This is a genomic window from Citrobacter sp. XT1-2-2, assembly GCF_023516235.1.
In the GTDB taxonomy this organism is placed as follows: Bacteria; Pseudomonadota; Gammaproteobacteria; order Enterobacterales; family Enterobacteriaceae; genus Citrobacter; species Citrobacter werkmanii.
In genome coordinates this window covers 4,352,554-4,374,146 of the sequence record NZ_CP097324.1, presented here as the reverse complement: position 1 = coordinate 4,374,146, position 21,593 = coordinate 4,352,554, and the positions used below count along the sequence as shown (strand labels likewise).

17 protein-coding genes, 1 tRNA gene and 2 pseudogenes are annotated in these 21,593 nt (G+C 52.4%); 11 read left to right on the top strand and 9 right to left on the bottom strand.

Features of this window, described 5'->3' with window-relative positions:
• Positions 1–143: 143 nt before the first annotated feature.
• The 3 genes from M4I31_RS20810 to pepA all read right to left on the bottom strand — a co-directional run bounded on the left by M4I31_RS20810 (position 144) and on the right by pepA (position 5,098).
• Positions 144–2,999 carry a valine--tRNA ligase gene (locus M4I31_RS20810; protein WP_085048405.1) on the bottom strand — a complete coding sequence of 952 codons (2,856 nt, stop codon included), beginning with the start codon at positions 2,997–2,999 and terminating at the stop codon, positions 144–146.
• Complete coding sequence (gene holC / locus M4I31_RS20805; protein WP_085048404.1) at positions 2,999–3,442, bottom strand: DNA polymerase III subunit chi; 444 nt, start codon at positions 3,440–3,442, stop codon at positions 2,999–3,001. The genes M4I31_RS20810 and holC overlap by 1 nt, the downstream gene beginning before the upstream one ends.
• Positions 3,443–3,586: 144 nt before the next feature.
• Complete coding sequence (pepA, locus tag M4I31_RS20800; protein ID WP_038636783.1) at positions 3,587–5,098, bottom strand: leucyl aminopeptidase; 1,512 nt, start codon at positions 5,096–5,098, stop codon at positions 3,587–3,589.
• A gap of 153 nt (positions 5,099–5,251) precedes the next feature.
• On the opposite strand from pepA, the gene M4I31_RS20795 reads away from it, so the two are divergent.
• From M4I31_RS20795 to lptG, 3 genes are all read left to right on the top strand, one after another.
• Entirely contained in the window at positions 5,252–5,302 is a 51-nt protein-coding gene (locus M4I31_RS20795) for a hypothetical protein (protein ID WP_212723231.1), read from the top strand.
• A 62-nt stretch (positions 5,303–5,364) separates the two neighbouring features.
• Positions 5,365–6,465 (top strand): LPS export ABC transporter permease LptF, encoded by a 1,101-nt coding sequence (lptF, locus tag M4I31_RS20790; protein ID WP_038636786.1) that lies wholly within the window; start codon positions 5,365–5,367, stop codon positions 6,463–6,465.
• Entirely contained in the window at positions 6,465–7,547 is a 1,083-nt protein-coding gene (gene lptG / locus M4I31_RS20785) for an LPS export ABC transporter permease LptG (protein ID WP_038636788.1), read from the top strand. The genes lptF and lptG overlap by 1 nt, the downstream gene beginning before the upstream one ends.
• 39 nt (positions 7,548–7,586) lie before the next feature.
• Here the strand turns inward: lptG and M4I31_RS20780 are convergent, their stop codons facing one another.
• The 5 genes from M4I31_RS20780 to idnD all read right to left on the bottom strand — a co-directional run bounded on the left by M4I31_RS20780 (position 7,587) and on the right by idnD (position 13,615).
• The gene (locus M4I31_RS20780) at positions 7,587–9,089 is read right to left on the bottom strand and encodes a helicase HerA-like C-terminal domain-containing protein (RefSeq protein ID WP_085048488.1); all 1,503 of its coding nucleotides are present in this window, start codon (positions 9,087–9,089) and stop codon (positions 7,587–7,589) included.
• 79 nt (positions 9,090–9,168) lie between these two features.
• Positions 9,169–10,167 (bottom strand): LacI family DNA-binding transcriptional regulator, encoded by a 999-nt coding sequence (locus M4I31_RS20775; RefSeq protein WP_085048403.1) that lies wholly within the window; start codon positions 10,165–10,167, stop codon positions 9,169–9,171.
• Positions 10,168–10,219: 52 nt separating this feature from the next.
• Entirely contained in the window at positions 10,220–11,539 is a 1,320-nt protein-coding gene (gene idnT / locus M4I31_RS20770; protein WP_038636794.1) for a gnt-II system L-idonate transporter, read from the bottom strand.
• A 256-nt stretch (positions 11,540–11,795) separates the two neighbouring features.
• Positions 11,796–12,560 carry a gluconate 5-dehydrogenase gene (idnO, locus tag M4I31_RS20765; RefSeq protein ID WP_085048402.1) on the bottom strand — a complete coding sequence of 255 codons (765 nt, stop codon included), beginning with the start codon at positions 12,558–12,560 and terminating at the stop codon, positions 11,796–11,798.
• A gap of 11 nt (positions 12,561–12,571) precedes the next feature.
• Complete coding sequence (idnD, locus tag M4I31_RS20760) at positions 12,572–13,615, bottom strand: L-idonate 5-dehydrogenase (RefSeq protein ID WP_085048401.1); 1,044 nt, start codon at positions 13,613–13,615, stop codon at positions 12,572–12,574.
• Positions 13,616–13,831: 216 nt separating this feature from the next.
• On the opposite strand from idnD, the gene idnK reads away from it, so the two are divergent.
• Positions 13,832–14,353: a gluconokinase gene (gene idnK / locus M4I31_RS20755; RefSeq protein WP_085048400.1), complete on the top strand. Its 522-nt coding sequence runs from the start codon at positions 13,832–13,834 to the stop codon at positions 14,351–14,353.
• 30 nt (positions 14,354–14,383) lie between these two features.
• Here idnK and M4I31_RS20750 read toward each other — a convergent pair whose 3' ends face one another.
• A complete protein-coding gene (locus tag M4I31_RS20750) occupies positions 14,384–15,403 on the bottom strand; it encodes an NAD(P)-dependent alcohol dehydrogenase (protein WP_085048399.1) in 1,020 nt (339 codons plus the stop codon).
• Positions 15,404–15,633: 230 nt separating this feature from the next.
• Between M4I31_RS20750 and M4I31_RS20745 the strand changes: the two genes are divergently transcribed.
• The 7 genes and pseudogenes from M4I31_RS20745 to M4I31_RS24135 all read left to right on the top strand — a co-directional run.
• A tRNA-Leu gene (locus M4I31_RS20745) sits at positions 15,634–15,718 on the top strand.
• 200 nt (positions 15,719–15,918) lie between these two features.
• A complete protein-coding gene (locus tag M4I31_RS20740) occupies positions 15,919–17,175 on the top strand; it encodes an integrase arm-type DNA-binding domain-containing protein (protein WP_200005804.1) in 1,257 nt (418 codons plus the stop codon).
• 58 nt (positions 17,176–17,233) lie between these two features.
• Positions 17,234–17,407, top strand: a pseudogene (locus tag M4I31_RS20735) (integrase); the annotation flags it as partial.
• 651 nt (positions 17,408–18,058) lie between these two features.
• Positions 18,059–18,640 carry a restriction endonuclease subunit S gene (locus M4I31_RS20730; RefSeq protein ID WP_200005803.1) on the top strand — a complete coding sequence of 194 codons (582 nt, stop codon included), beginning with the start codon at positions 18,059–18,061 and terminating at the stop codon, positions 18,638–18,640.
• Positions 18,641–18,643: 3 nt separating this feature from the next.
• Positions 18,644–20,167: a type I restriction-modification system subunit M gene (locus M4I31_RS20725; RefSeq protein ID WP_200005802.1), complete on the top strand. Its 1,524-nt coding sequence runs from the start codon at positions 18,644–18,646 to the stop codon at positions 20,165–20,167.
• Between the two features lie 16 nt (positions 20,168–20,183).
• A complete protein-coding gene (locus tag M4I31_RS20720; protein ID WP_233618156.1) occupies positions 20,184–21,368 on the top strand; it encodes a restriction endonuclease subunit S in 1,185 nt (394 codons plus the stop codon).
• A pseudogene (locus M4I31_RS24135) lies at positions 21,365–21,486 on the top strand (hydroxyacid dehydrogenase); the annotation flags it as partial. The gene M4I31_RS20720 and the pseudogene M4I31_RS24135, both read left to right, overlap by 4 nt.
• Positions 21,487–21,593 lie beyond the last annotated feature (107 nt).

Here is a 21,593-nt window from a genome sequence, read left to right as displayed (position 1 = left end):
CAATAAAAAGCCTCTGATGCACACGCTCAGAGGCTTTTTATTCGTCAGTGGTGTCGGATGCGCTACGCTTATCCGACCTACGTTGACGCTGCCCGTTGGCCGGATAAGCGCAGCGCCATCCGGCAAATATACGGGCACGATGATTACAGCGCGGCGATAACCGCCTGCTGCTCAATCAGCTTCGCTTTCGCTTCCGCGTAACCGTCCAGCTTCTCACGCTCTTTGGCGATCACCGCTTCCGGCGCACGAGCGACGAAACCTTCGTTGGAAAGTTTGCCTTCGATACGGGCAATCTCACCTTCGATTTTCGCCACTTCTTTCGCCAGACGCGCCAGCTCATCTTCTTTGTTGATGAGGCCAGCCATCGGGATCAGCAGTTCGGCGCCGTCGATGATTTTGGTCACGGAAACCGGACCTTTGTCATCGGCAGGCAGCACGGTGATGCTTTCCAGACGCGCCAGGTTCAGCAGGAAGCTACGGTTGTCGTTCACACGACGCATCGCGTCAGCGCTGCAACCACGCAGCAGCAGCTCCAGCGGTTTGCCCGGCGCGATGTTCATTTCCGCACGGATATTACGTACGGCGACGATCGCCTGCTTCAGCCATTCGGTATCGGCCAACGCGGCTTCATCAACCTGCGCGGCGTTATATTCCGGGAACGGCTGCAGCATGATGGTGTCGGCGGTAATACCGCAAATGACCTTCACGCGCTGCCAGATAGTTTCAGTGATGAACGGGATGATCGGGTGCGCCAGGCGCAGCAGACCTTCCAGCACGGTGACCAGCGTATTGCGGGTGCCGCGCAGTTCAGACTCGGAACCTCCGGTCATCACCGGTTTGGTCAGCTCCAGATACCAGTCACAGAACTGGTTCCAGGTGAATTCGTACAGAATGCCCGCGGCGATATCGAAGCGGAAGTTATCCAGCGCTTCGCGGTACGCTTTAACGGTCTGGTTGAATTCAGCCAGGATCCAGCGGTCTGCCAGCGACAGGGTCATTTCGCCGCCGTTGAAGCCGCAATCATTTCCTTCAGTGTTCATCAGCACAAAGCGGCTGGCGTTCCACAGCTTGTTACAGAAGTTACGGTAACCTTCCAGGCGCTTCATATCCCAGTTGATGTCGCGGCCGGTCGAGGCCAGCGCGGCCAGGGTAAAGCGCAGGGCGTCAGTGCCGTGCGGCTCAATGCCGTTCGGGAACTGCTTCTCGGTACGTTTGGCAATCTTCTCAGCCAGCTGCGGCTGCATCATGTTGCCGGTACGTTTTTCCAGCAGTTCCGGCAGGGAGATGCCGTCGACCATATCCAGCGGGTCAATGACGTTACCCTTGGATTTGGACATCTTCTGGCCTTCGTCGTCACGGATCAGACCGGTCATGTAGACGGTATGGAACGGCACCTGCGGCTTGCCGTTTTCATCTTTGATGAAGTGCATGGTCATCATGATCATGCGGGCAATCCAGAAGAAGATGATGTCGAAGCCGGAAACCATCACGCTGGTTGGGTGGAACTGACGCAGCGCGTCGGTGTTTTCCGGCCAGCCGAGGGTGGAGAAAGTCCACAGCGCGGAGGAGAACCAGGTGTCGAGAACGTCTTCGTCCTGACGAAGCGCAACGTCGGCGCCGAGGTTGTTTTCCTGGCGGACTTCGTCTTCGGTACGGCCTACATAAACGTTGCCGTCGTTGTCGTACCATGCCGGGATACGGTGACCCCACCACAGCTGACGAGAGATACACCAGTCCTGAATATCACGCATCCAGGAGAAGTACATGTTTTCGTACTGCTTCGGCACGAACTGAATGCTGCCGTTTTCAACGGCTTCAACCGCCGGTTTCGCCAGCACGTCGGCACGGACGTACCACTGGTCGGTCAGCATCGGTTCGATAACCACGCCGCCACGGTCGCCGTAAGGAACGGTCAGGTCGTGCGGTTTGATCTCTTCCAGCAGACCCAGGGCGTCAACGGCTGCGACGATCGCTTTACGCGCGGCAAAGCGTTCCAGCTTCTGGAATTCAGCCGGAATCGCGTTGGAGTAAACGTCGGACTCTTCGCCTTTGGTGTCGTACACTTCCGCAGTTTCACGGATGTCGCCGTCAAAGGTCAGAATGTTGATCATCGGCAGGCCGTGACGTTTCCCGACTTCGTAGTCATTAAAGTCGTGCGCCGGGGTGATCTTCACGCAGCCGGTGCCTTTTTCCATGTCGGCGTGTTCGTCGCCCACGATCGGAATACGGCGGTCAACCAGCGGCAGGACAACGAATTTACCGATCAGATCTTTGTAGCGCGGATCTTCCGGGTTAACGGCCACGCCGGTATCCCCGAGAATAGTTTCCGGACGAGTGGTAGCGACGACCAGGTAATCTTTACCGTCTGCGGTCTTCACGCCGTCGGCCAGCGGATAGCGGATGTGCCACATTGAGCCTTTGGACTCGCGGTTTTCCACTTCCAGGTCAGAGATGGCGGTGCGCAGTTTCGGGTCCCAGTTCACCAGGCGTTTGCCACGGTAAATCAGGTCTTCTTTGTACAGGCGAACAAAGACTTCTTTCACGGCATTGGAAAGACCTTCGTCCATGGTGAAGCGCTCGCGCTCCCAGTCAACGGAGTTGCCGAGACGGCGCATCTGACGGGTAATGGTGCCGCCAGATTCCGCTTTCCACTGCCAGATTTTGTCGATAAACGCTTCGCGACCGTAGTCGTGACGAGTTTTACCTTCTTCAGCGGCAATCTTACGCTCAACCACCATCTGGGTCGCGATACCCGCGTGGTCGGTACCGGCCTGCCACAGGGTGTTTTTGCCCTGCATGCGCTGGTAGCGGATCATGGTGTCCATGATGGTTTGCTGGAAAGCATGACCCATATGCAAACTGCCGGTGACGTTCGGCGGCGGGATCATGATGCAGAAGGACTCTTTGCTTTCATCGCCGTTAGGTTTGAAATAGCCCTGCTTTTCCCAGTGCTCGTAAAGCGGCTGTTCGATATCTTGTGGGTTATATGTCTTTTCCATTATTTCCAGGTTGCCGTATTCAGGTTAAAACCAGCCACGCGGTATGCTTTGTAGCGATCGCGTGCCGATTGTTTCAAAGAATCTTCGTAAGGGACGAAGTCTATCACTTCTGTGAAAGCGGTGGCAAAATCTGCAAAGCCAACGCGCAAACTGATCAGCAGGTCGCGCGGGCTGCTGTTGCGTTTTTCCGGCCAGGCAATCTCTACCGGCGAGCCGCCTCTGGGACCTTCACCCGCCAGATTATGCGGCACGAATCTTTCTGCCGGTCTTGCCCACAGGGCTTCATCAAGGCGAAAGGCCTGCTTTTCGTTTTCGCAGGCGATCAGCACGCGCTTGCCAGCACGCCAACGTTCTGCGGCAATTTCACACACCAGTTGCTCGACGGCGCTTAAGCCATCAACGGTAGTGTCATTATCCAGAAGATAGAACGTCGCATTCTTCATATATGGGGCTTCTTGTGGTGGATTTAAATACAAGGCCGGGTGACCCGGCCTTATCGCCTGATGGCAACGCTCGCGCGTCTTATCAGGCCTACAGCTTGCTGCTTTGTAGGCCGGATAAACGTAGCGCCATCCGGCATTTACACATTACTCGTCGCCGTTAAATCCGGCGCGATTGAGCAGGAACTGCGACAGCAGCGCTACCGGACGACCGGTGGCGCCTTTGGCTTTACCGGAACGCCATGCGGTACCCGCGATGTCCAGGTGCGCCCAGTTATATTTACGGGTAAAGCGCGACAGGAAGCAGCCTGCGGTGATAGCACCGCCAGGACGGCCGCCGATGTTAGCCATATCCGCAAAGTTGGACTCCAGCTGTTCCTGGAATTCATCACCCAACGGCAGACGCCACGCGCGGTCGCCCGCCTGCTCGGAAGCACCGATCAGCTCGTGAGCCAGCGGATTGTGGTTCGACATCAGGCCGGTGATGTGATGGCCCAATGCAATCACGCACGCGCCGGTCAGCGTTGCCACATCAATGACCGCTTCCGGCTCAAAACGCTCGACGTAGGTTAACACGTCGCACAGTACCAGACGGCCTTCAGCATCGGTGTTCAGTACTTCAACGGTTTGACCAGACATGGTCGTCAGCACATCGCCTGGGCGATACGCGCGGCCGCCCGGCATGTTTTCGCAGCCCGCCAGTACGCCGACGACGTTGATTGGCAACTGTAGCTCCGCCACCATGCGCATCACGCCGTAAACCGCTGCCGCGCCGCACATGTCGTATTTCATCTCATCCATACCTTCGGCAGGTTTGATGGAGATACCGCCGGAGTCAAAGGTTAACCCTTTACCCACCAACACGATCGGGCGTACGTCTTCGGATTCGACACCTTTATACTCAATCACCGACATCAGCGATTCATTTTGCGAACCATTGCCGACCGCAAGATAGGAGTGCATGCCCAGCTCTTTCATCTGCTGCTCACCGATGACGCGAGTGACAACATTTTTGCTATAGCTGTCAGCCAACTGACGCGCCTGAGAAGCCAGGTAGGCGGCGTTACAGATATTCGGCGGCATATTACCGAGATCTTTTGCCGCTTTGATCCCGGCGGCAATCGCCAGGCCGTGCTGAATGGCACGTTCACCGCTGGTCAGTTCGCGGCGGGTCGGTACGTTGAAGACCATTTTACGCAGCGGACGACGTGGTTCGCTTTTGTTAGTCTTCAACTGATCAAAGCTGTACAGCGTTTCCTGGGCCGTCTCAACGGCCTGACGTACTTTCCAGTAGTTATTGCGGCCTTTGACGTGCAGCTCAGTCAGGAAACAGACGGCTTCCATCGAGCCTGTATCATTCAGGGTATTTATAGTTTTCTGAATGACCTGCTTATACTGACGTTCATCAAGCTCACGCTCTTTACCACAACCGATGAGGAGAATTCGCTCAGACAGGACATTAGGAACATGGTGCAGCAACAGGGTTTGACCCGGTTTGCCTTCCAGTTCGCCACGACGCAGCAGTGCGCTGATGTACCCGTCGCTGATCTTGTCGAGCTGCTCTGCAATCGGAGAGAGGCGGCGTGGTTCAAAGACGCCCACAACGATGCAGGCACTCCGCTGTTTCTCCGGGCTACCGCTTTTTACACTGAACTCCATGCACTACGCTCCTGAATCTTAAAGACAACGGCGGTGGCTACGGATAGAATTGCAAGCTTTCGTAACTCATTCCCGCTGTTGCGGTGACTTCGTGTTAATCTTAACGTTATTACGGCATTGGCACGTCAGAACAATTTCTGAGAGGTGGATCCGTTGAGTATAATGATCTTAGCGACGATTTCGACGACTCAAGAGAATAAATGACGTTTAAGCCATGAAACAAGCTAAATTCCGGCAAAAGACGGGTTTTTACGGGCGTATTTAAAGTGATAATCATAAGATATCTGGTTCGGGAAACGCTCAAAAGCCAACTTGCGATCCTTTTCATCCTGCTTTTGATCTTCTTTTGTCAAAAGTTAGTCAGGATCCTTGGTGCGGCGGTTGACGGTGATATCCCGGCGAATCTGGTGCTCTCGCTGCTGGGGCTGGGCGTGCCAGAAATGGCGCAACTTATCTTGCCCTTAAGCCTGTTCCTCGGGCTGCTGATGACGCTGGGCAAACTGTATACCGAAAGTGAAATTACGGTCATGCACGCCTGTGGGCTGAGCAAGGCTGTGCTCGTGAAAGCGGCGATGGTGCTGGCGTTGTTTACCAGTATTATTGCGGCGGTTAACGTGATGTGGGCCGGACCATGGTCCTCCAGGCATCAGGACGAAGTGCTGGCGGAAGCGAAAGCTAACCCCGGCATGGCTGCGCTTGCTCAGGGGCAATTCCAGCAGGCGACTAACGGCGGTTCGGTGCTGTTTATCGAAAGCGTTGACGGCAGCAACTTCAAAGATGTATTCCTCGCGCAAATCCGCCCGAAAGGTAATGCCCGTCCTTCGGTGGTGGTGGCTGATTCCGGACATCTTACCCAGATGCGCGATGGCTCCCAGGTCGTGACGCTGAACCAGGGCACGCGCTTTGAAGGGACTGCGCTGCTGCGTGATTTCCGCATCACTGACTTCCAGGATTATCAGGCGATTATTGGCCATCAGGCTGTGGCGCTGGATCCAAACGATACCGACCAGATGGATATGCGTACGCTGTGGACGACCGACAACGATCGTGCTCGCGCGGAGCTGACCTGGCGTATCACGTTAGTATTCACCGTATTTATGATGGCGCTGATGGTCGTACCGCTGAGCGTGGTGAACCCGCGTCAGGGGCGCGTACTGTCGATGCTGCCCGCCATGCTGCTCTATTTGCTGTTCTTCCTGGTCCAGACATCCCTGAAGTCGAACGGCGGCAAAGGTAAGCTGGATCCGGTGTTCTGGATGTGGACGGTTAACCTGGCGTATCTGGCGCTGGCGATTGTACTTAACCTCTGGGATACGGTGCCTATGCGCCGCTTGCGTGCCCGTTTTATGCGTAAAGGAGCGGTATAATGCAGCCCTTTGGTGTACTTGACCGCTATATCGGTAAAACCATTTTCACCACCATCATGATGACGTTGTTCATGCTGGTGTCGCTCTCCGGGATCATCAAGTTCGTCGACCAGCTGAAAAAAGCCGGGCAGGGGAGCTACGATGCGATGGGCGCCGGGCTGTATACCCTACTCAGCGCACCAAAAGATATCCAGATTTTCTTCCCGATGGCGGCGCTGCTCGGCGCGTTGTTGGGGCTGGGCATGTTGGCTCAGCGCAGTGAACTGGTGGTAATGCAGGCTTCCGGCTTTACCCGTATGCAGGTGGCGCTGTCGGTGATGAAAACCGCGATTCCGCTGGTGCTGTTGACGATGGCCATCGGTGAATGGGTGGCGCCGCAGGGCGAACAGATGGCGCGTAACTATCGTGCCCAGCAGATGTACGGTGGCTCGCTGCTCTCTACGCAGCAGGGTCTGTGGGCGAAAGATGGTGACAGCTTTGTCTACATCGAGCGGGTGAAAGGCGACGCCGAGTTAGGCGGAATTAGTATCTACTCCTTTAACGATAAGCGTCGTTTGCAGTCCGTTCGCTATGCTGCGAGCGCGACGTTTGACCCGGAGCAGAAGGTGTGGCGTCTGTCGCAGGTGGATGAATCTAACCTGACCGATCCAAAGCAAATCACTGGTTCGCAGATGGTGAGCGGGACCTGGAAAACTAACCTTACGCCGGACAAGCTCGGCGTCGTCGCGCTGGATCCTGATGCGCTCTCGATTAGCGGTCTGCATAACTACGTGAAGTATCTGAAGTCGAGCGGCCAGGACGCCGGACGTTACCAGCTCAATATGTGGAGCAAAGTCTTCCAGCCGCTGTCAGTGGCGGTCATGATGCTGATGGCGCTGTCGTTTATCTTTGGCCCGCTGCGTAGCGTCCCGATGGGCGTGCGCGTGGTGACAGGGATTAGCTTCGGTTTTGTGTTCTATGTGCTGGACCAAATCTTTGGCCCATTAACGCTGGTGTACGGCATTCCGCCGATTATCGGCGCGTTGCTGCCTAGCGCCAGCTTCTTCCTGATAAGCCTGTGGTTGATGCTGCGTAAGTCGTAATATCCGCCCCTCCCGTAGTGCGGGAGGGGCATTTCACTGCTAGCGTTTTCTGCCGCCCATCAAACTTCCCAACATGCCGCGAATTATCTGATTAGTGACCTGTCGCGCCGCGCTTTTCGCCACGCTCTGTACTACGCCATCGCGCTTACCGCCGCGTGGTCCGGTGCTGCCAAACAGAATATCTTTCAACCCCCCGAGAATACCGCCATCCACGTCGATCGCTTTCCCGTTGGCGGGAGGCGTATTTTGCTGCTCGGTGCTGGCCTGTACGCCTTGCTGTAAACGCTCATAGGCGGACTCACGGTCGACCTCTTCCTCATATTTTCCATACAATGAGGAGTGATTAATCAGCCCGTTGCGCTCGTCGTCGGTTACCGGTCCCATGCGCGAGCACGGCGCAATTACCATCGCCCGTTCCACCACTGAGGGGCTACCTTTGGCATCGAGGAAGGAAATTAGCGCTTCGCCGGTACCCAACTCCTGAATGGCTTTTTCAGTATCAAATGCCGGATTGGCGCGCATAGTTTGCGCCGCGGTTTTCACCGCTTTTTGATCTTTCGGCGTGAAGGCGCGCAGGGCATGTTGCACGCGGTTCCCCAACTGCCCGAGTACGTTGTCCGGAATATCGGACGGGTTTTGCGAAACGAACCACACGCCGACCCCTTTCGAGCGGATCAGGCGGATCACCTGTTCAATTTTATCCAGCAATACCTGCGGGGCGTCGTTGAACAACAAATGGGCTTCGTCGAAGAAGAACACCAGTTTTGGCTTCTCCAGATCGCCGGCTTCCGGCAGTTGTTCATACAGTTCGGAGAGCATCCACAGCAGGCTGGCGGCGTACAGTTTGGGCATCTGGTACAGCTTCTCGGCGCTGAGGATGTTGATTACCCCTTTACCGCTGGCGTCAGTGCGCATCCAGTCTTTGATATCCAGCATCGGCTCGCCAAAGAAGTGCGCCGCTCCCTGTTGTTCCAGCGACAGCAGTCCGCGCTGGATAGCGCCCACCGAGGCGCTGCTGATGTTGCCGTACTGGTTCTGGAACGATTTAGCGTTATCGCCGATGTACTGCGTAATGGCCCGCAGATCTTTGAAATCGAGCAGCAACAGACCCTGGTCATCGGCAATACGGAAGATAATATCCAGCACGCCGGACTGCACATCGTTGAGGTTCAGCAGACGCGCCAGCAGCAGCGGCCCGAGGTCAGATACTGTTGCCCGCACCGGGTGGCCTTTTTCGCCGAAGATATCCCACACCGTGACCGGATTCGCATGCGGTTGCCAGTCGGTAATGCCGATGTTTTTCAGGCGGGCGAGCAGCTTTTCAGAGGCTTGTCCTTCCTGCGCTACGCCGGTTAAGTCACCTTTTACGTCGGCCATAAATACCGGCACGCCAATCTCAGACAGCGATTCGGCCAGTTTCTGTAGCGTGACGGTTTTACCGGTCCCGGTCGCGCCGGTAATCAGCCCGTGACGGTTGGCCATGCCTGGGAGTAAAAACAGTTCGGTGTCCGGCGTGCGGGCGATTAGCAGGGGTGCGCTCATTGAGATTTCCTCCATTTATCCTGCCTGGAGTATAGGCAATATGAATGAAAGAAAGTATGAGCAAGGGAGATAAAAAATCTTAAAGCGTATGGCCGTGATAAATCTGATACCCCAAATCCACGGTGTTGTGGTTATGGTCGTTGTTCTTGATTTTGCTCAGCAACATCTGCGCCGCCATACGGCCAATGTCGAAACGCGGGGTGATCACGCTGGCGAGGCTTGGGATCATCTGCCGCCCCATTTCCAGTCCGTGAAAACCAGCAATCGAGATCTGTTCCGGAACGGCCAGCTCGCGTTCGCGGCACAGCAGCAGCGCGCCCATCGCAATATCGTCGTTGGTGCAAAAGACGCCGTCTAAATCCGGATGCGCGGCGAGCGCGTCCCGCATCATCTGGGTGCCGAGATGAATGGACGAAATAGAACGCGGATTAACGCGCAGTGGCGACAGACACCGCCGCGTCATGGCATCACAATAACCGCGATAGCGCTGTTCATCGCGGACGTCGTCTTTCGAACCCAGATAGAGGATTTTGCGGCGCGGGCGTTTATCCAGCATGGTGCTGACCATATCAAACGCCGCCTGACGGTTATCAAAGCCCACCTCCATGTCCAGACGGTCACCCTGAATATCCATCAGCTCGACCACCGGAATATTGGCTGAACGCAGAAATTTAACCGTGCGCAGAGTGTGATATTTCTCGGACAGAATAATGCCGTCGATATTGTACGACAGCAGGTTGATCACCGACTCTTCCTCGGATTCCCGGTCATAATTGTAGTTGGCGATCAGCGTCTGATAGTTATGGTCCGAGGTGACCGACTCAATACCGGCCAGAATGTCAGCGAACAGCTGGTTTTGAAACGAGGGGATCAGCACGCCGAGCGTATAGCTTTGCGCATTCAGCAGCATCGCGGGCGCGCGGTTGGGGATGTAATTAATCTCCTCCATAATCTGCGCAATGCGTTCACCGGTTTCCTTTGCGACCTTTTTCGGCGAGCGAATGTAGCGGCTCACCGTCATTTTGGTCACGCCCGCCAGTGTGGCGATATCTTGCAAAGAAATTCTGTGGTTCCTCATTTTCTCTCCCGTGCCGGGGAGCGCTGACCTGTGCTCCCCGGTGATGACCGTCTTAATGCAGGATGGCGTTCAGCGCCAGTACGCCCAGCAGACCCATAATGGAAATCAGCGTCTCCATCACCGTCCAGGTACGCAATGTTTCCCCAACGCTGAGATTAAAATAGCCTTTAAACAGCCAGAATCCCGGATCGTTAACGTGGGAGGCAATCACGCTGCCCGCGCCGGTTGCCAGCACCATCAGCGCCGGGTCGGCGTGAGTAACGTTAATAATCGGCAGCACCACGCCTGCGGTGGTGATCGCCGCCACGGTCGCAGAACCGAGCGCGATACGCAGCAACGCGGCGACCGTCCAGCACATCAGCAGCGGAGAGAGCGACGTGCCGGTCATCAGGTGCGAGATATACTGCCCCACGCCGCTGTCGACCAGTACCTGCTTAAACGCACCGCCGCCGGCAATGATGAACACAATCATCGCGATTGCGCCGATAGAGTCGCCAATGATATCCATAATTTGCTCGATCGTCCGTCCGTTACGTCGACCAAGGGTAAAAATGGCCAGCACGATGGCGATAAACAAGGCGACCGCAGGGTTGCCGATAAACTCAAAGAATACACGCACGCTGTTGGACTTCGGCAGCGTAATTTCACATACCGCCGCCACCGCCATCAGTATGACCGGGATAACCGCCGCAAAGATACTGTTCCAGAACGACGGCATCTCTTCTTCGGTGAACAGATGCGGGTTGAATAACCCTTCCGGCGGCGCTTTCTCAAAGCGGGTCAGCAGTTTAGAAAACAGCGGCCCGGCGACAATTACCGTCGGGATGGTAATAATAAAACCGTACAGCAGGGTGGTGCCGAGATTGGCCTCGAAAATGGTGGCAATCGCGGTGGGGCCCGGATGCGGCGGCAGGAAACAGTGGGTTACGGACAGCGCCGCCACCATCGGCACGCCGACATACAGCAGCGGCAGACCGGAAGAGGCCACCACCGTAAATACCAGCGGCAGCAGCAGAACAAAGCCGACTTCGAAGAACATCGCCAGACCGACGACGAGACCGGTGATCACCAGCGCCCACTGCACACGTTTCTTACCGAACGTGTCAATCAGCGTGGTGGCGATGCGCTGGGCTGCGCCGGTATCGGAGATCAGCTTGCCGAGCATCGCGCCAAACCCGAGGATCATCGCCAGCCCGCCGAGCGTACCGCCGATCCCATTTTGTATAGAGTGCAGAACGGCCTGAGCATCCATCCCTTCGGCAAAACCGACAACCGCCGCCACCAGGACCAGCGCAATAAAGCCGTTAACTTTAAAGCCAATCATCAGGACCAGAAGCAGCGCGACGCCTGCCGCAATTATTATTAATGGCATAATCGTTTCTCTTATATCCCCGTCATACTTCAAGTTGCAGGTGTGTTGGCTGCGCTCACTCACCCGAATCACTTACTCGAGTAAGTGATTCGGGTTCATTCACTTGCCGCGTTACTCGACCTGCGGCCTCGCCCCTTCGGGGCCAGCGCAAGCGCTGTTCAAAATGCTTTTGGCATTTTGTCCTGCAACTCGAATGATTTCGGGTGGGTGCCAAAATGCAGCGCCTGGGCGCTGCGTGATGTTGCGTTGTGTTGTATCAGACGGCGACCAGCATGCCGCCATCGACGAACAACAGGTGACCGTTTACAAAATCGGATGCTTTGGAAGAGAGAAATACCGCCGCGCCAATCAGCTCCTGCGGATCGCCCCAGCGCGCGGCTGGCGTACGTTTGCACAGCCAGGCGGTAAAGGCTTCATCCTCGACCAACGCTTTGGTCATCTCGGTTTTGAAGTAGCCCGGCGCGATACCGTTGACCTGGATATTGTGGCGCGCCAGCTCAACGCACATTCCGCGGGTGAGCATTTTTACCGCGCCTTTGGAGGCAGCGTACGGCGTAATGGTGTCGCGGCCCAGTTCGCTCTGCATGGAACAGATGTTGATGACCTTCCCGGCCTGGCGCTCCACCATGCGGCGAGTGACCGCCTGCGAGACCAGGAACACCGCCGTCTGGTTAACGGCAATCACATCGTTCCAGTCCTGTTCCGGGAACTCGGTAAAGGGATGGCGGCGCTGGATACCGGCGTTATTCACCAGCACATCAATTTGGCCAATGTCTTTTTCGATATGCTCGATGGCGGCATCAATGTCCTGTTTCTGCGTAACATTAAATGGCGCGGCAACGGCGCGGATCCCTTCCTGCTGCAGTTTGGCGACGGCGGCCTCCGCGCGCTCTGGCGTAATATCATTGGCGATAATCTGCGCGCCATATTTACCCAGGCCGGTCGCCAGTAAATAACCAATACCCTGAGCCGAACCGGTGATCAGAATGTTTTTGCCGTCCAGTGAAAAAAGATCGTTCATCATGTTATTCCTTATTTTGTTTCTGCAAAAACGAGCTGGACCTTTGCCGCCTGGGTTTTGTCCCCGGCGAAGATCAGCGCTTGTTCAAGCTCGGTAAATGGATATTCGGCGCTGAGTAACGGCAGCGGATCGATAACGTTATTTGCCAGCCACGACACCGCGGTGTTGAACTCGGTGGCAAAGCGGAACGAACCTTTGAGCGCGATCTCTTTGCCGATCAGCATCATCATCGGGAAGTCCGGCACCGCGCCGCCCATGCCGACCTGCACCATCACGCCTTTTGCGCGGGTCACTTCCAGACAGGTGGTGATTGAGGACGGATGACCGGAGACTTCGAAGCTAACGTCGAAGTAGCCTTTCTCTTTTTTCCACTCCTCGAGCGAGTCCTGCTGCGGGTTAATCAGCGTGTCGGCCCCCATCTGCTGGGCCAGCGACAGCGAACGCGGGCTGATATCAGCACAGACAATTTCTGCCGCACCGAGCGTTTTTACCGCGCTGACGATCAGGCAGCCGATAGGACCGACGCCGGAGATAAACACGCGCTTGCCCTGCAGGTCGCCCGCTTCATGCGCGGCGTGGATCGCGACCGCTAACGGTTCGGCAAAGGCCATGACTTTTTCATCGGCCTCTTGGGGGTAGGGAATACACTGCGCGGTATCGACGGTTTTAAACCGGGTAAAACCGCCGTCGACATGGGGAAAATACATGGCGCTACCAAAAAAGCGCATTTCCGTGCACTGGTTTTCTTCATGTTGCAGACAATATTTACAGTGGCCGCACGGCTTCGACGGATTAATCGCCACTGACTGACCTTCATGTAATTCTTTGGAGTCGCTGTGCACCACTTTACCAATAACTTCATGGCCTAAAATCATCGGCGCTTTAACAGTGAAATTACCGACTTTTCCTTCCTGATAATAATGTAAATCGGACCCGCAAATACCTCCGCGGGTAATTTTTACTAGTGTCCCTTTATTATTCCACTCAATATTCTGGTCGGTAATGGCAACAGTTTTCTTACCCGCGACAACGCAGGATTGGGTTTTGACTTGCATAAATGCCTCACTGGTCAGGTAGTAACCTCGACAGCATTTAAGCGGTTTTAATTATTATTATTTGTGAAGTAAGTCACGCTGGAAAATTGTTACACTACAATGTTACGCATAACGTGATGCGCCTTGTAAATCTGTGTGGTCGTGCCGAAAAAAGGTGAATTCTGCAATGTGCAAGGCGTAGTATCGCCTCATGGAATATAAATCTGGAGTTTTTTGATGGCCGGGGAAAGTTATATTTTGATGGGCGTTTCGGGGAGCGGTAAATCTTTAATTGGCAGCAAAATTGCCGATGTATTATCGGCTAAATTCATTGATGGCGACGATCTTCATCCAGCCAAAAATATTGATAAAATGTCTGAGGGTATTCCATTAACCGATGAGGACAGGCTTCCCTGGTTAGCGCGATTAAATGATGCCTCATACAGTTTATATAAAAAGAATGAGACCGGATTTATTGTCTGCTCATCATTAAAAAAACAGTACCGCGATATATTGCGGCAGGGCAGCCCGAATGTGCATTTTCTGTGGCTGGATGGTGATTACGAGACCATTCTGGCACGTATGCAGCGTCGGGCAGGGCATTTTATGCCGGTGGGCTTGTTAAAAAGCCAGTTCGACGCGCTGGAGTGTCCGCAGGAAGATGAACGCGATATTGCCCGCATCGATGTGAACCATGACATCGAGCATGTGACGGAACAGTGCCGCAAGGCGGTGCTTGCGTTTCGTAGCGGGCAATAGGCCCAGCCCCTTGCGGGACTGAGCCCTGCATCAGAAGTCGGCTTTCAGCACCACGCGGTAGCGGGCTTTGCCGTCGCGCACGTGCTGGATAGCGTCGTTAATTTGCGACATCGGGTACAGTTCGGTAGTCGGCGACACCTTGCTGCGCCCGGCAAACTTCATCAGTTTACGCAGCTCGAAGGGCGTACCGGTCGCCGAACCGGAGATGCTACGATCGCCGGCAATTAAGGTAAATGCCGGCACCGGCAGCGGTTTCAGCACCGCACCGACGGTATGGAAGTTACCGCCGTAAGCCAGCGCTTCAAAATAGGGCTGCCAGTCGAGGTCGACGTTAACCGTGTTAATGATGAGATCGAACTGGCCCGCCAGCGCTTTTAGCGCATCCGGATCGCGGCTGTTGACCACCTTATCCGCTCCCATCGCCAGTACCTCCTGCTCTTTCGCCGGATTGGAGCTGAACGCGGTCACCTCGCAGCCCATCGCGTGTAACAGTTTAATGGCGATATGCCCCAGGCCGCCGATGCCGATCACCCCGACGCGGCTGGTGGCAGTGATGTGGTGCATCAGTAGCGGTTTGAACACCGTGATACCGCCGCACAGCAATGGGCCAGCCGCCGCCAGGTCGATGCTTTCCGGCAGCGGGATCACCCACTGCCAGTCGGCCCGCAGCTTCTCGGCAAAGCCACCGCGATTGAGAATCGTGGGAACGGAACCTTGCAGGCAGTTAATCTGATTACCGCTGATACAGGCGTCGCAATGCCCGCAGCTGCGCGCCGTCCAGCCAACGCCGACGCGCTGGCCAACTTTCAGACCCTTATCCTGCGCCGCGCTGCCGAGCGCCGCCACGCGACCAATCACCTCATGCCCGGCAACCAGCGGATACTGAGAGAACCCCCATTCGTTGTCGATCATCGACAAATCGGAATGGCAGATACCGCAGTAATCGACCTGTACCTCGACATCTTCCGGCTTAAGCTTGCCCGCATCATATTCATAGAGTTCGAGTTCGCTGCCCGCCGATTTTGCGGCGTAGCTTTTTATCATCGACATCGTGTTTCCCTCAGTGTGGTGTTGAATTGGAAGTGTAGAGCATGGGGAAACGGGACGCTTCGCAGAACGGGGGCTTAAGGAGGTTATTGCGGGGGCTAAACCGTGATGTTGATTGCAGCTCCGAAAGGTAATGCTGAAATTTTCAACACTTAGCGAGCCAGACACACGCTGACGCTTGCATGGTGGCGCATGACAGGTATAATCCACAACGTTTTCCGCATCCCTTCCGTGCCGGAGTGGCGAAATCGGTAGACGCAGTTGATTCAAAATCAACCGTAGAAATACGTGCCGGTTCGAGTCCGGCCTTCGGCACCAAAAGCATGTAAATGGACCTCAACTGAGGTCTTTTTTTATGTCTGAACTCCGCGCTACACAAGTCTTTTCCAGCTTTTTTCCCCAACTGAAGTCAACCTGAGTCCACCCACATCAACAAGCTTGTGAGTATACTAATGAGTATATTTGCCGATTCGATATTGCTTGTATACTCACGAGATACCAATGGAAGGAGGTCCATTATGGCCCTAACGGATACTAAAGTTCGTTCTGCAAAACCTGAAGACAAAGAGTATTCACTTGTTGACGGCGACGGCATGCTCTTACTTGTAAAACCTAACGGCTCTAAGTATTGGCGATTTCGTTTCCGTTTTGGTGGTAAACAACATTTGATGGCATTCGGTGTTTACCCGGATGTTTCGCTGGCTGATGCCAGGAAGAAAAGAGAAGAGGCCAGAAGGTTGGTAGCTGCTGGTATCGATCCTCGTGAGCATAAACGTGCTGTGAAAGAAGAGCAGGCGAAAGAGATTATTACTTTCGAGAAGGTTGCCAGAGAGTGGCTCGTGACCAACCAAAAATGGTCGGAAGATCATGCTAATCGCGTTAAAAAGAGCCTAGAGGACAATATCTTCCCGGCAATTGGTGCTTGCAACATTGCTGAACTGGGTACCCGTGATCTGTTAATTCCAATTAAAGCCGTAGAGATATCTGGACGTCTTGAAGTGGCTTCCCGTCTTCAACAGCGCACCACGGCTATCATGCGTTATGCAGTGCAAAGCGGGTTGATTGATTACAACCCGGCGCAAGAGATGGCTGGGGCGGTTGCTTCCAGTAATCGGCAACACCGTCCGGCGCTGGAGTTAAAGCGCATCCCTGAATTACTTCAGAAAATAGATGACTACACCGGCAGGCCACTAACCCGTTGGGCAACCGAACTCACTCTGCTTATCTTTATTCGCTCCAGTGAGCTGCGTTTTGCTCGCTGGTCGGAGATCGATTTCGAAACGTCAATGTGGACGATCCCGCCTGTGCGAGAGCCTATTCCCGGCGTGAAACATTCTCAAAGAGGGTCAAAAATGCGTACACCTCATCTGGTGCCGCTTTCAAAGCAGGCGCTGGCGATCCTGAAGCAAATAAAACAGTTCTGTGGCGAACATGAGCTGATCTTTATTGGCGATCATGATCCGCGTAAGCCAATGAGTGAAAACACCGTAAACGGTGCGCTACGGGTCATGAGATATGATACTAAGGTTGAGGTTTGCGGGCACGGCTTCCGCACAATGGCCTGTAGTTCGTTAATTGAGTCAGGACTATGGTCGAAGGATGCGGTGGAAAGGCAGATGAGCCATATGGAACGCAACACAGTACGAGCAGCTTATATCCATAAGGCGGAGTTTATTGACGAACGTAAGCTGATGCTGCAGTGGTGGGCGGATTTTCTGGATGCGAACCGGGAGAAGGGGATTACGCCGTTTGACTATGCAAAGCTTAGACGGTGATCAACAATGCCTTCTTCTGCAATGTATGCATCGTTCTATATATACAAGGAGCCACTCGGCCTTGATAGAGACACAGCTTGCTCATGTGGATAAGAATGCGATTCGCGGTACGTACAACCATGCGCATTATCTAGAGGGAAGACGGGAGATGATGCAGTGGTATGGAGATCACATTGATGGGCTTGCTAGCGCTGAAAACGTATTTGCTGGCTCGTTTAACAAAAAAGCATAAAAATTTTTTGGGCCTCAGCAATAGCTGGGAAAGGAGATTACTTTATTTGAAAAGTCAGAAATGCAAGATAATTATCTTTATAAAACAGCTTGTTATAGGGAGTTTTTTCTTACCTTATTATTCTATTTTATTGCTGACTACAGTTCATCTCTTGTCTGTAGAAGGAATACTGTAGATAAAATGCTATTGACGATACTCTATTTTTACTTCATGATGCTTCTACCAACTCACTTTTACTACAGTATCAAGTGTACAGACAGTGATGTGAGTGGTGCGACAGGAGGCAACCTGTCGCGTTGACTCAAACCCAAAGCGTCTAAAACTAGGATTGGAGGTCGTTCATATGGCAGTTTATCAAATTTCTTATGATCTGCAAAAGCAGATTATCACATTTCGCGTAACAACTGAATCACGCCAAGCAGGACCTGATGCTAACTCCATGACTTTACATGGATCATTGTCTCTCACCAAATTGCTGAGCAAATTCGCGAAAATGTTCTGGTTATGGTGGTGATTTAGTAACAAGAGTTAAAGCGGCAGGAGTGAGCACGGATTATCAACGAAAGGGCCAGAATGGGTTCAAAACCCCCGGCCCTTGAATCCTACTTGACGACAAGTGCATCAGGAATGGTGCACCTAACCGAGGTCTTTATGCCAACAACGTTAATAAAGTTAGGTGATGTCGCTACTATCCGGTCTGGCTATACATTTCGAGGGGCGATAGAGCCAGTACCTGACGGAGATGTACGCATATTACAAATTAAGGACCTCGAGCTGGATTGGCAGAGAGATTATGAAGCTTTACCGGCGATTAGTTGGGAGCAACGTGTTGAGCCGCCTTTCCTCAGACAAGGTGAAATTGTCGTTGCCGCCAGGGGGAACCGGAACGTCGCGGTTGTCTGTAGCAGTGACATCCCAGTGGTAGCTACCAGCCAGTTTCTGATCGTTACCCTTCGAAGGGAAGAGCGCGAGATAGCTCCTGAATACCTGTGTTGGGTACTTAACCACCCGATGACACAACAGATGTTTAATCGCAGTGGTACAAACATCCAGCTTATTACTAAAGCAGCATTGTTGGATGTGGAGATTCCTGTTCCATCTGCGCATACGCAACGACAACTTATTGAGCTTCAACGAGTCTGGCAGGAAGAAGATAAACTTATCAGTAAGTTACAAAATAATCGCCACCAACTTGAGCTTGGCATTTTGCAAAAATTACTTAAGGATAAATAGGTTATGAGCAACAAAATAGATCAAGACCGTATTAACAGGGTGCTATGGGGCATGTGCGATATCTTCCGTGGCACTATCAGCCCTGATACCTATAAAGACTTCATCCTTACTATGTTGTTCCTGAAGTACATTTCTGATGTGTGGCAGGATCACTATGATGGATACAAAAAAGAGTATGGTGACGAGCCGGAACTGATCGAAGAAATGATGAAGAACGAACGATTCGTTCTGCCAAAAGAGGCCAGTTTTTATGCGCTGTATGAGCGTCGTAATGAACCTGGTAACGGCGAGCGTATCGACGAGGCCCTTCACGCGATTGAAGAAGCCAATGGTACTAAGCTGAAAGATGCAGGGAAAAGCGTTTTCCAAGATATCTCTTTTAACACAGATAAACTAGGTGAAGAGAAGCAAAAGAACGGGATTCTCAAAGACCTGCTAGTGGAGTTCGCTAACCCAGAGCTGAACCTTAAGCCTAGTCGCGTGGGCGGGCTGGACGTAATCGGTAATGCGTATGAATACCTGATCGGAAAGTTTGCTGCAAACAGTGGTCAGAAGGCGGGTGAGTACTATACCCCACCGGAAGTGTCTGAACTTATGGCTGAACTCTTAGAGCCACGACCGGGAGATACTATTTGCGATCCCGCCTGCGGTTCTGCGTCCTTACTGATGAAATGTGGTCGTAAGGTAGTGCAGCATCATGGCTCCAAACAGTATGAACTCTATGGCCAAGAAGCCATCGGTTCAACCTGGTCATTGGCGAAAATGAATATGTTCCTGCATGGTGAGGATAACCACAAAATCGAGTGGGGCGACACCATTCGTAATCCGAAGTTGTTAGATAAGAATGGCGATCTAATGCTGTTTGATGTGGTTACCGCTAACCCGCCTTTCTCGCTGGATAAATGGGGGCATGATGAGGTAGAAAACGATAAATTTGGTCGTTTTCGTCGAGGTTTGCCGCCAAAAACTAAGGGTGATTTTGCTTTTATTCTGCATATGATCGAGACCATGAAGCCGAAAACGGGGCGTATGGGAGTAGTGGTTCCACATGGTGTGTTGTTCCGGGGTTCTAGCGAAGGTAAGATCCGCCAAAAGCTGATTGAAGAAAATTTGCTTGATGCAGTGATTGGGTTACCTGAAAAACTGTTTTACGGGACGGGTATTCCAGCTGCAATTCTGATCTTTAAAAAGCAGAAAGTAGACGATAACGTGTTGTTTATCGATGCCAGCCGTGAGTTTAAACTGGGTAAGAATCAAAACCAGCTCACTGGTGATAATATTCGTGACATTGTTAGTGCTTATCGAAATGGTGATAATATTGATAAGTATGCCCATATTGCCAGCCTGCAAGAGATCCGCGATAACGACTACAATCTGAATATTCCCCGTTATGTCGATACCTTTGAAGACGAAGAGCTAATTGATCTAATGATTGTACGTGCCGAGCGCGAGCAACTTAAAGGACAGATGGCAACGTTGGAAATAGAAATGGCTAAGTATCTGGAGGAACTAGGATATGGTGCCTAAGGGATGGGGTATTTTCATGCTAAGTGAAATTTGCAGTAAGCAAATTTCATATGGAATTGTTCAGACGGGGGACAACTTACCTAAAGGTATTCCTTGTCTCCGAGTTATTGATTTAACTAAAGATTACATTAATCTTGATGATATGATCAAGACCTCATTAGAAATTCATCAGGCTTATAAAAAAACAATCCTCGAAGAGGGGGATATTGTGCTGGCCCTACGTGGTGAGGTGGGGCTGGCTCATCTTATTGATGAAAGTCTTTCTGGCATTAATATCACTAGAGGATTAGCTAGAATAGCAGCAGACAAAAGTAAAATAGTTCCAGAGTTTCTTTTATGGGCGCTGCGCTCAACAAAATTCCGAACTGACTTGATGCGCAGAGTAGGGGGGTCCGCTTTACAAGAAATTTCTCTTTCAGAGTTGAGAAAAGTCGAAGCATTAGTGCCACCATTATCAGAACAAAAGAAAATTGCTAAAATCCTTTCTACTTGGGATAAGGCAACCACAATTACTGAGAAACTGTTAAGCAATAGTCAGCAGCAGAAAAAAGCACTGATGCAGCAACTACTCACAGGAAAGAAACGCTTGGAGGGGTTCAATCAGGCGTGGAGTACAGTTAAAGTAAGTGAAATGGGAAGTATTTTTTCCGGAGGTACGCCGGATACTACTGAGAAAGAGTATTGGAACGGGAATATTAGCTGGTTAACACCTACTGACGTGACATCCCTGAAGAGTCGATATGTGTTTAGTACAAATAAGACAATATCAGAAAAAGGTTTAAAAAACAGTTCGGCCAAGAAGCTTCCCAAGGGAACATTACTTATTTGTACAAGAGCAACTATTGGTTCGATGGCTATTTCTACAACAGAAATAACTACCAATCAGGGATTTAAGAATCTAGTTCCTAACTCTAATTTTTCTGTTGATTTTCTTTACTATCTTTTTAATTTCAATGTTAAAGAGTTAGTTAGGAAGTCGTCTGGTTCGACATTTTTAGAATTGTCAAAATCGGATTTTGAAAAATTGACCTTTTTATGTCCATGCTTAGATGAACAACAAAAAATTGCTTCTGTCCTGATTGTGGTTGATAACCTGATTGCGGTACAACAACAAAAAATTAGCTACTTAAAACAAGAAAAAAAGGCGCTGATTCAGCAATTGCTCACGGGTAAACGCCGGGTGAAAACGGATGCGGCGTGACGGATAAACATCTACCTCAAATCCCAGTGGGTGAGTTCCTGCTGTTTCAAAGTGACGATGGCCGCGCCCCCGTGTTGAGTGTCGTTTTCAGTCAGACACGCTTTGGCTTACTCAGGCAGAAGAGGTAATCAAGAAAATGGCGGATAATAAAACCCAAGCTGAATATGACCTTTTTGCCTAACAACAGCGTCGTTTGAAAGCAGCAGAAGGGGAGGCAGGATATTA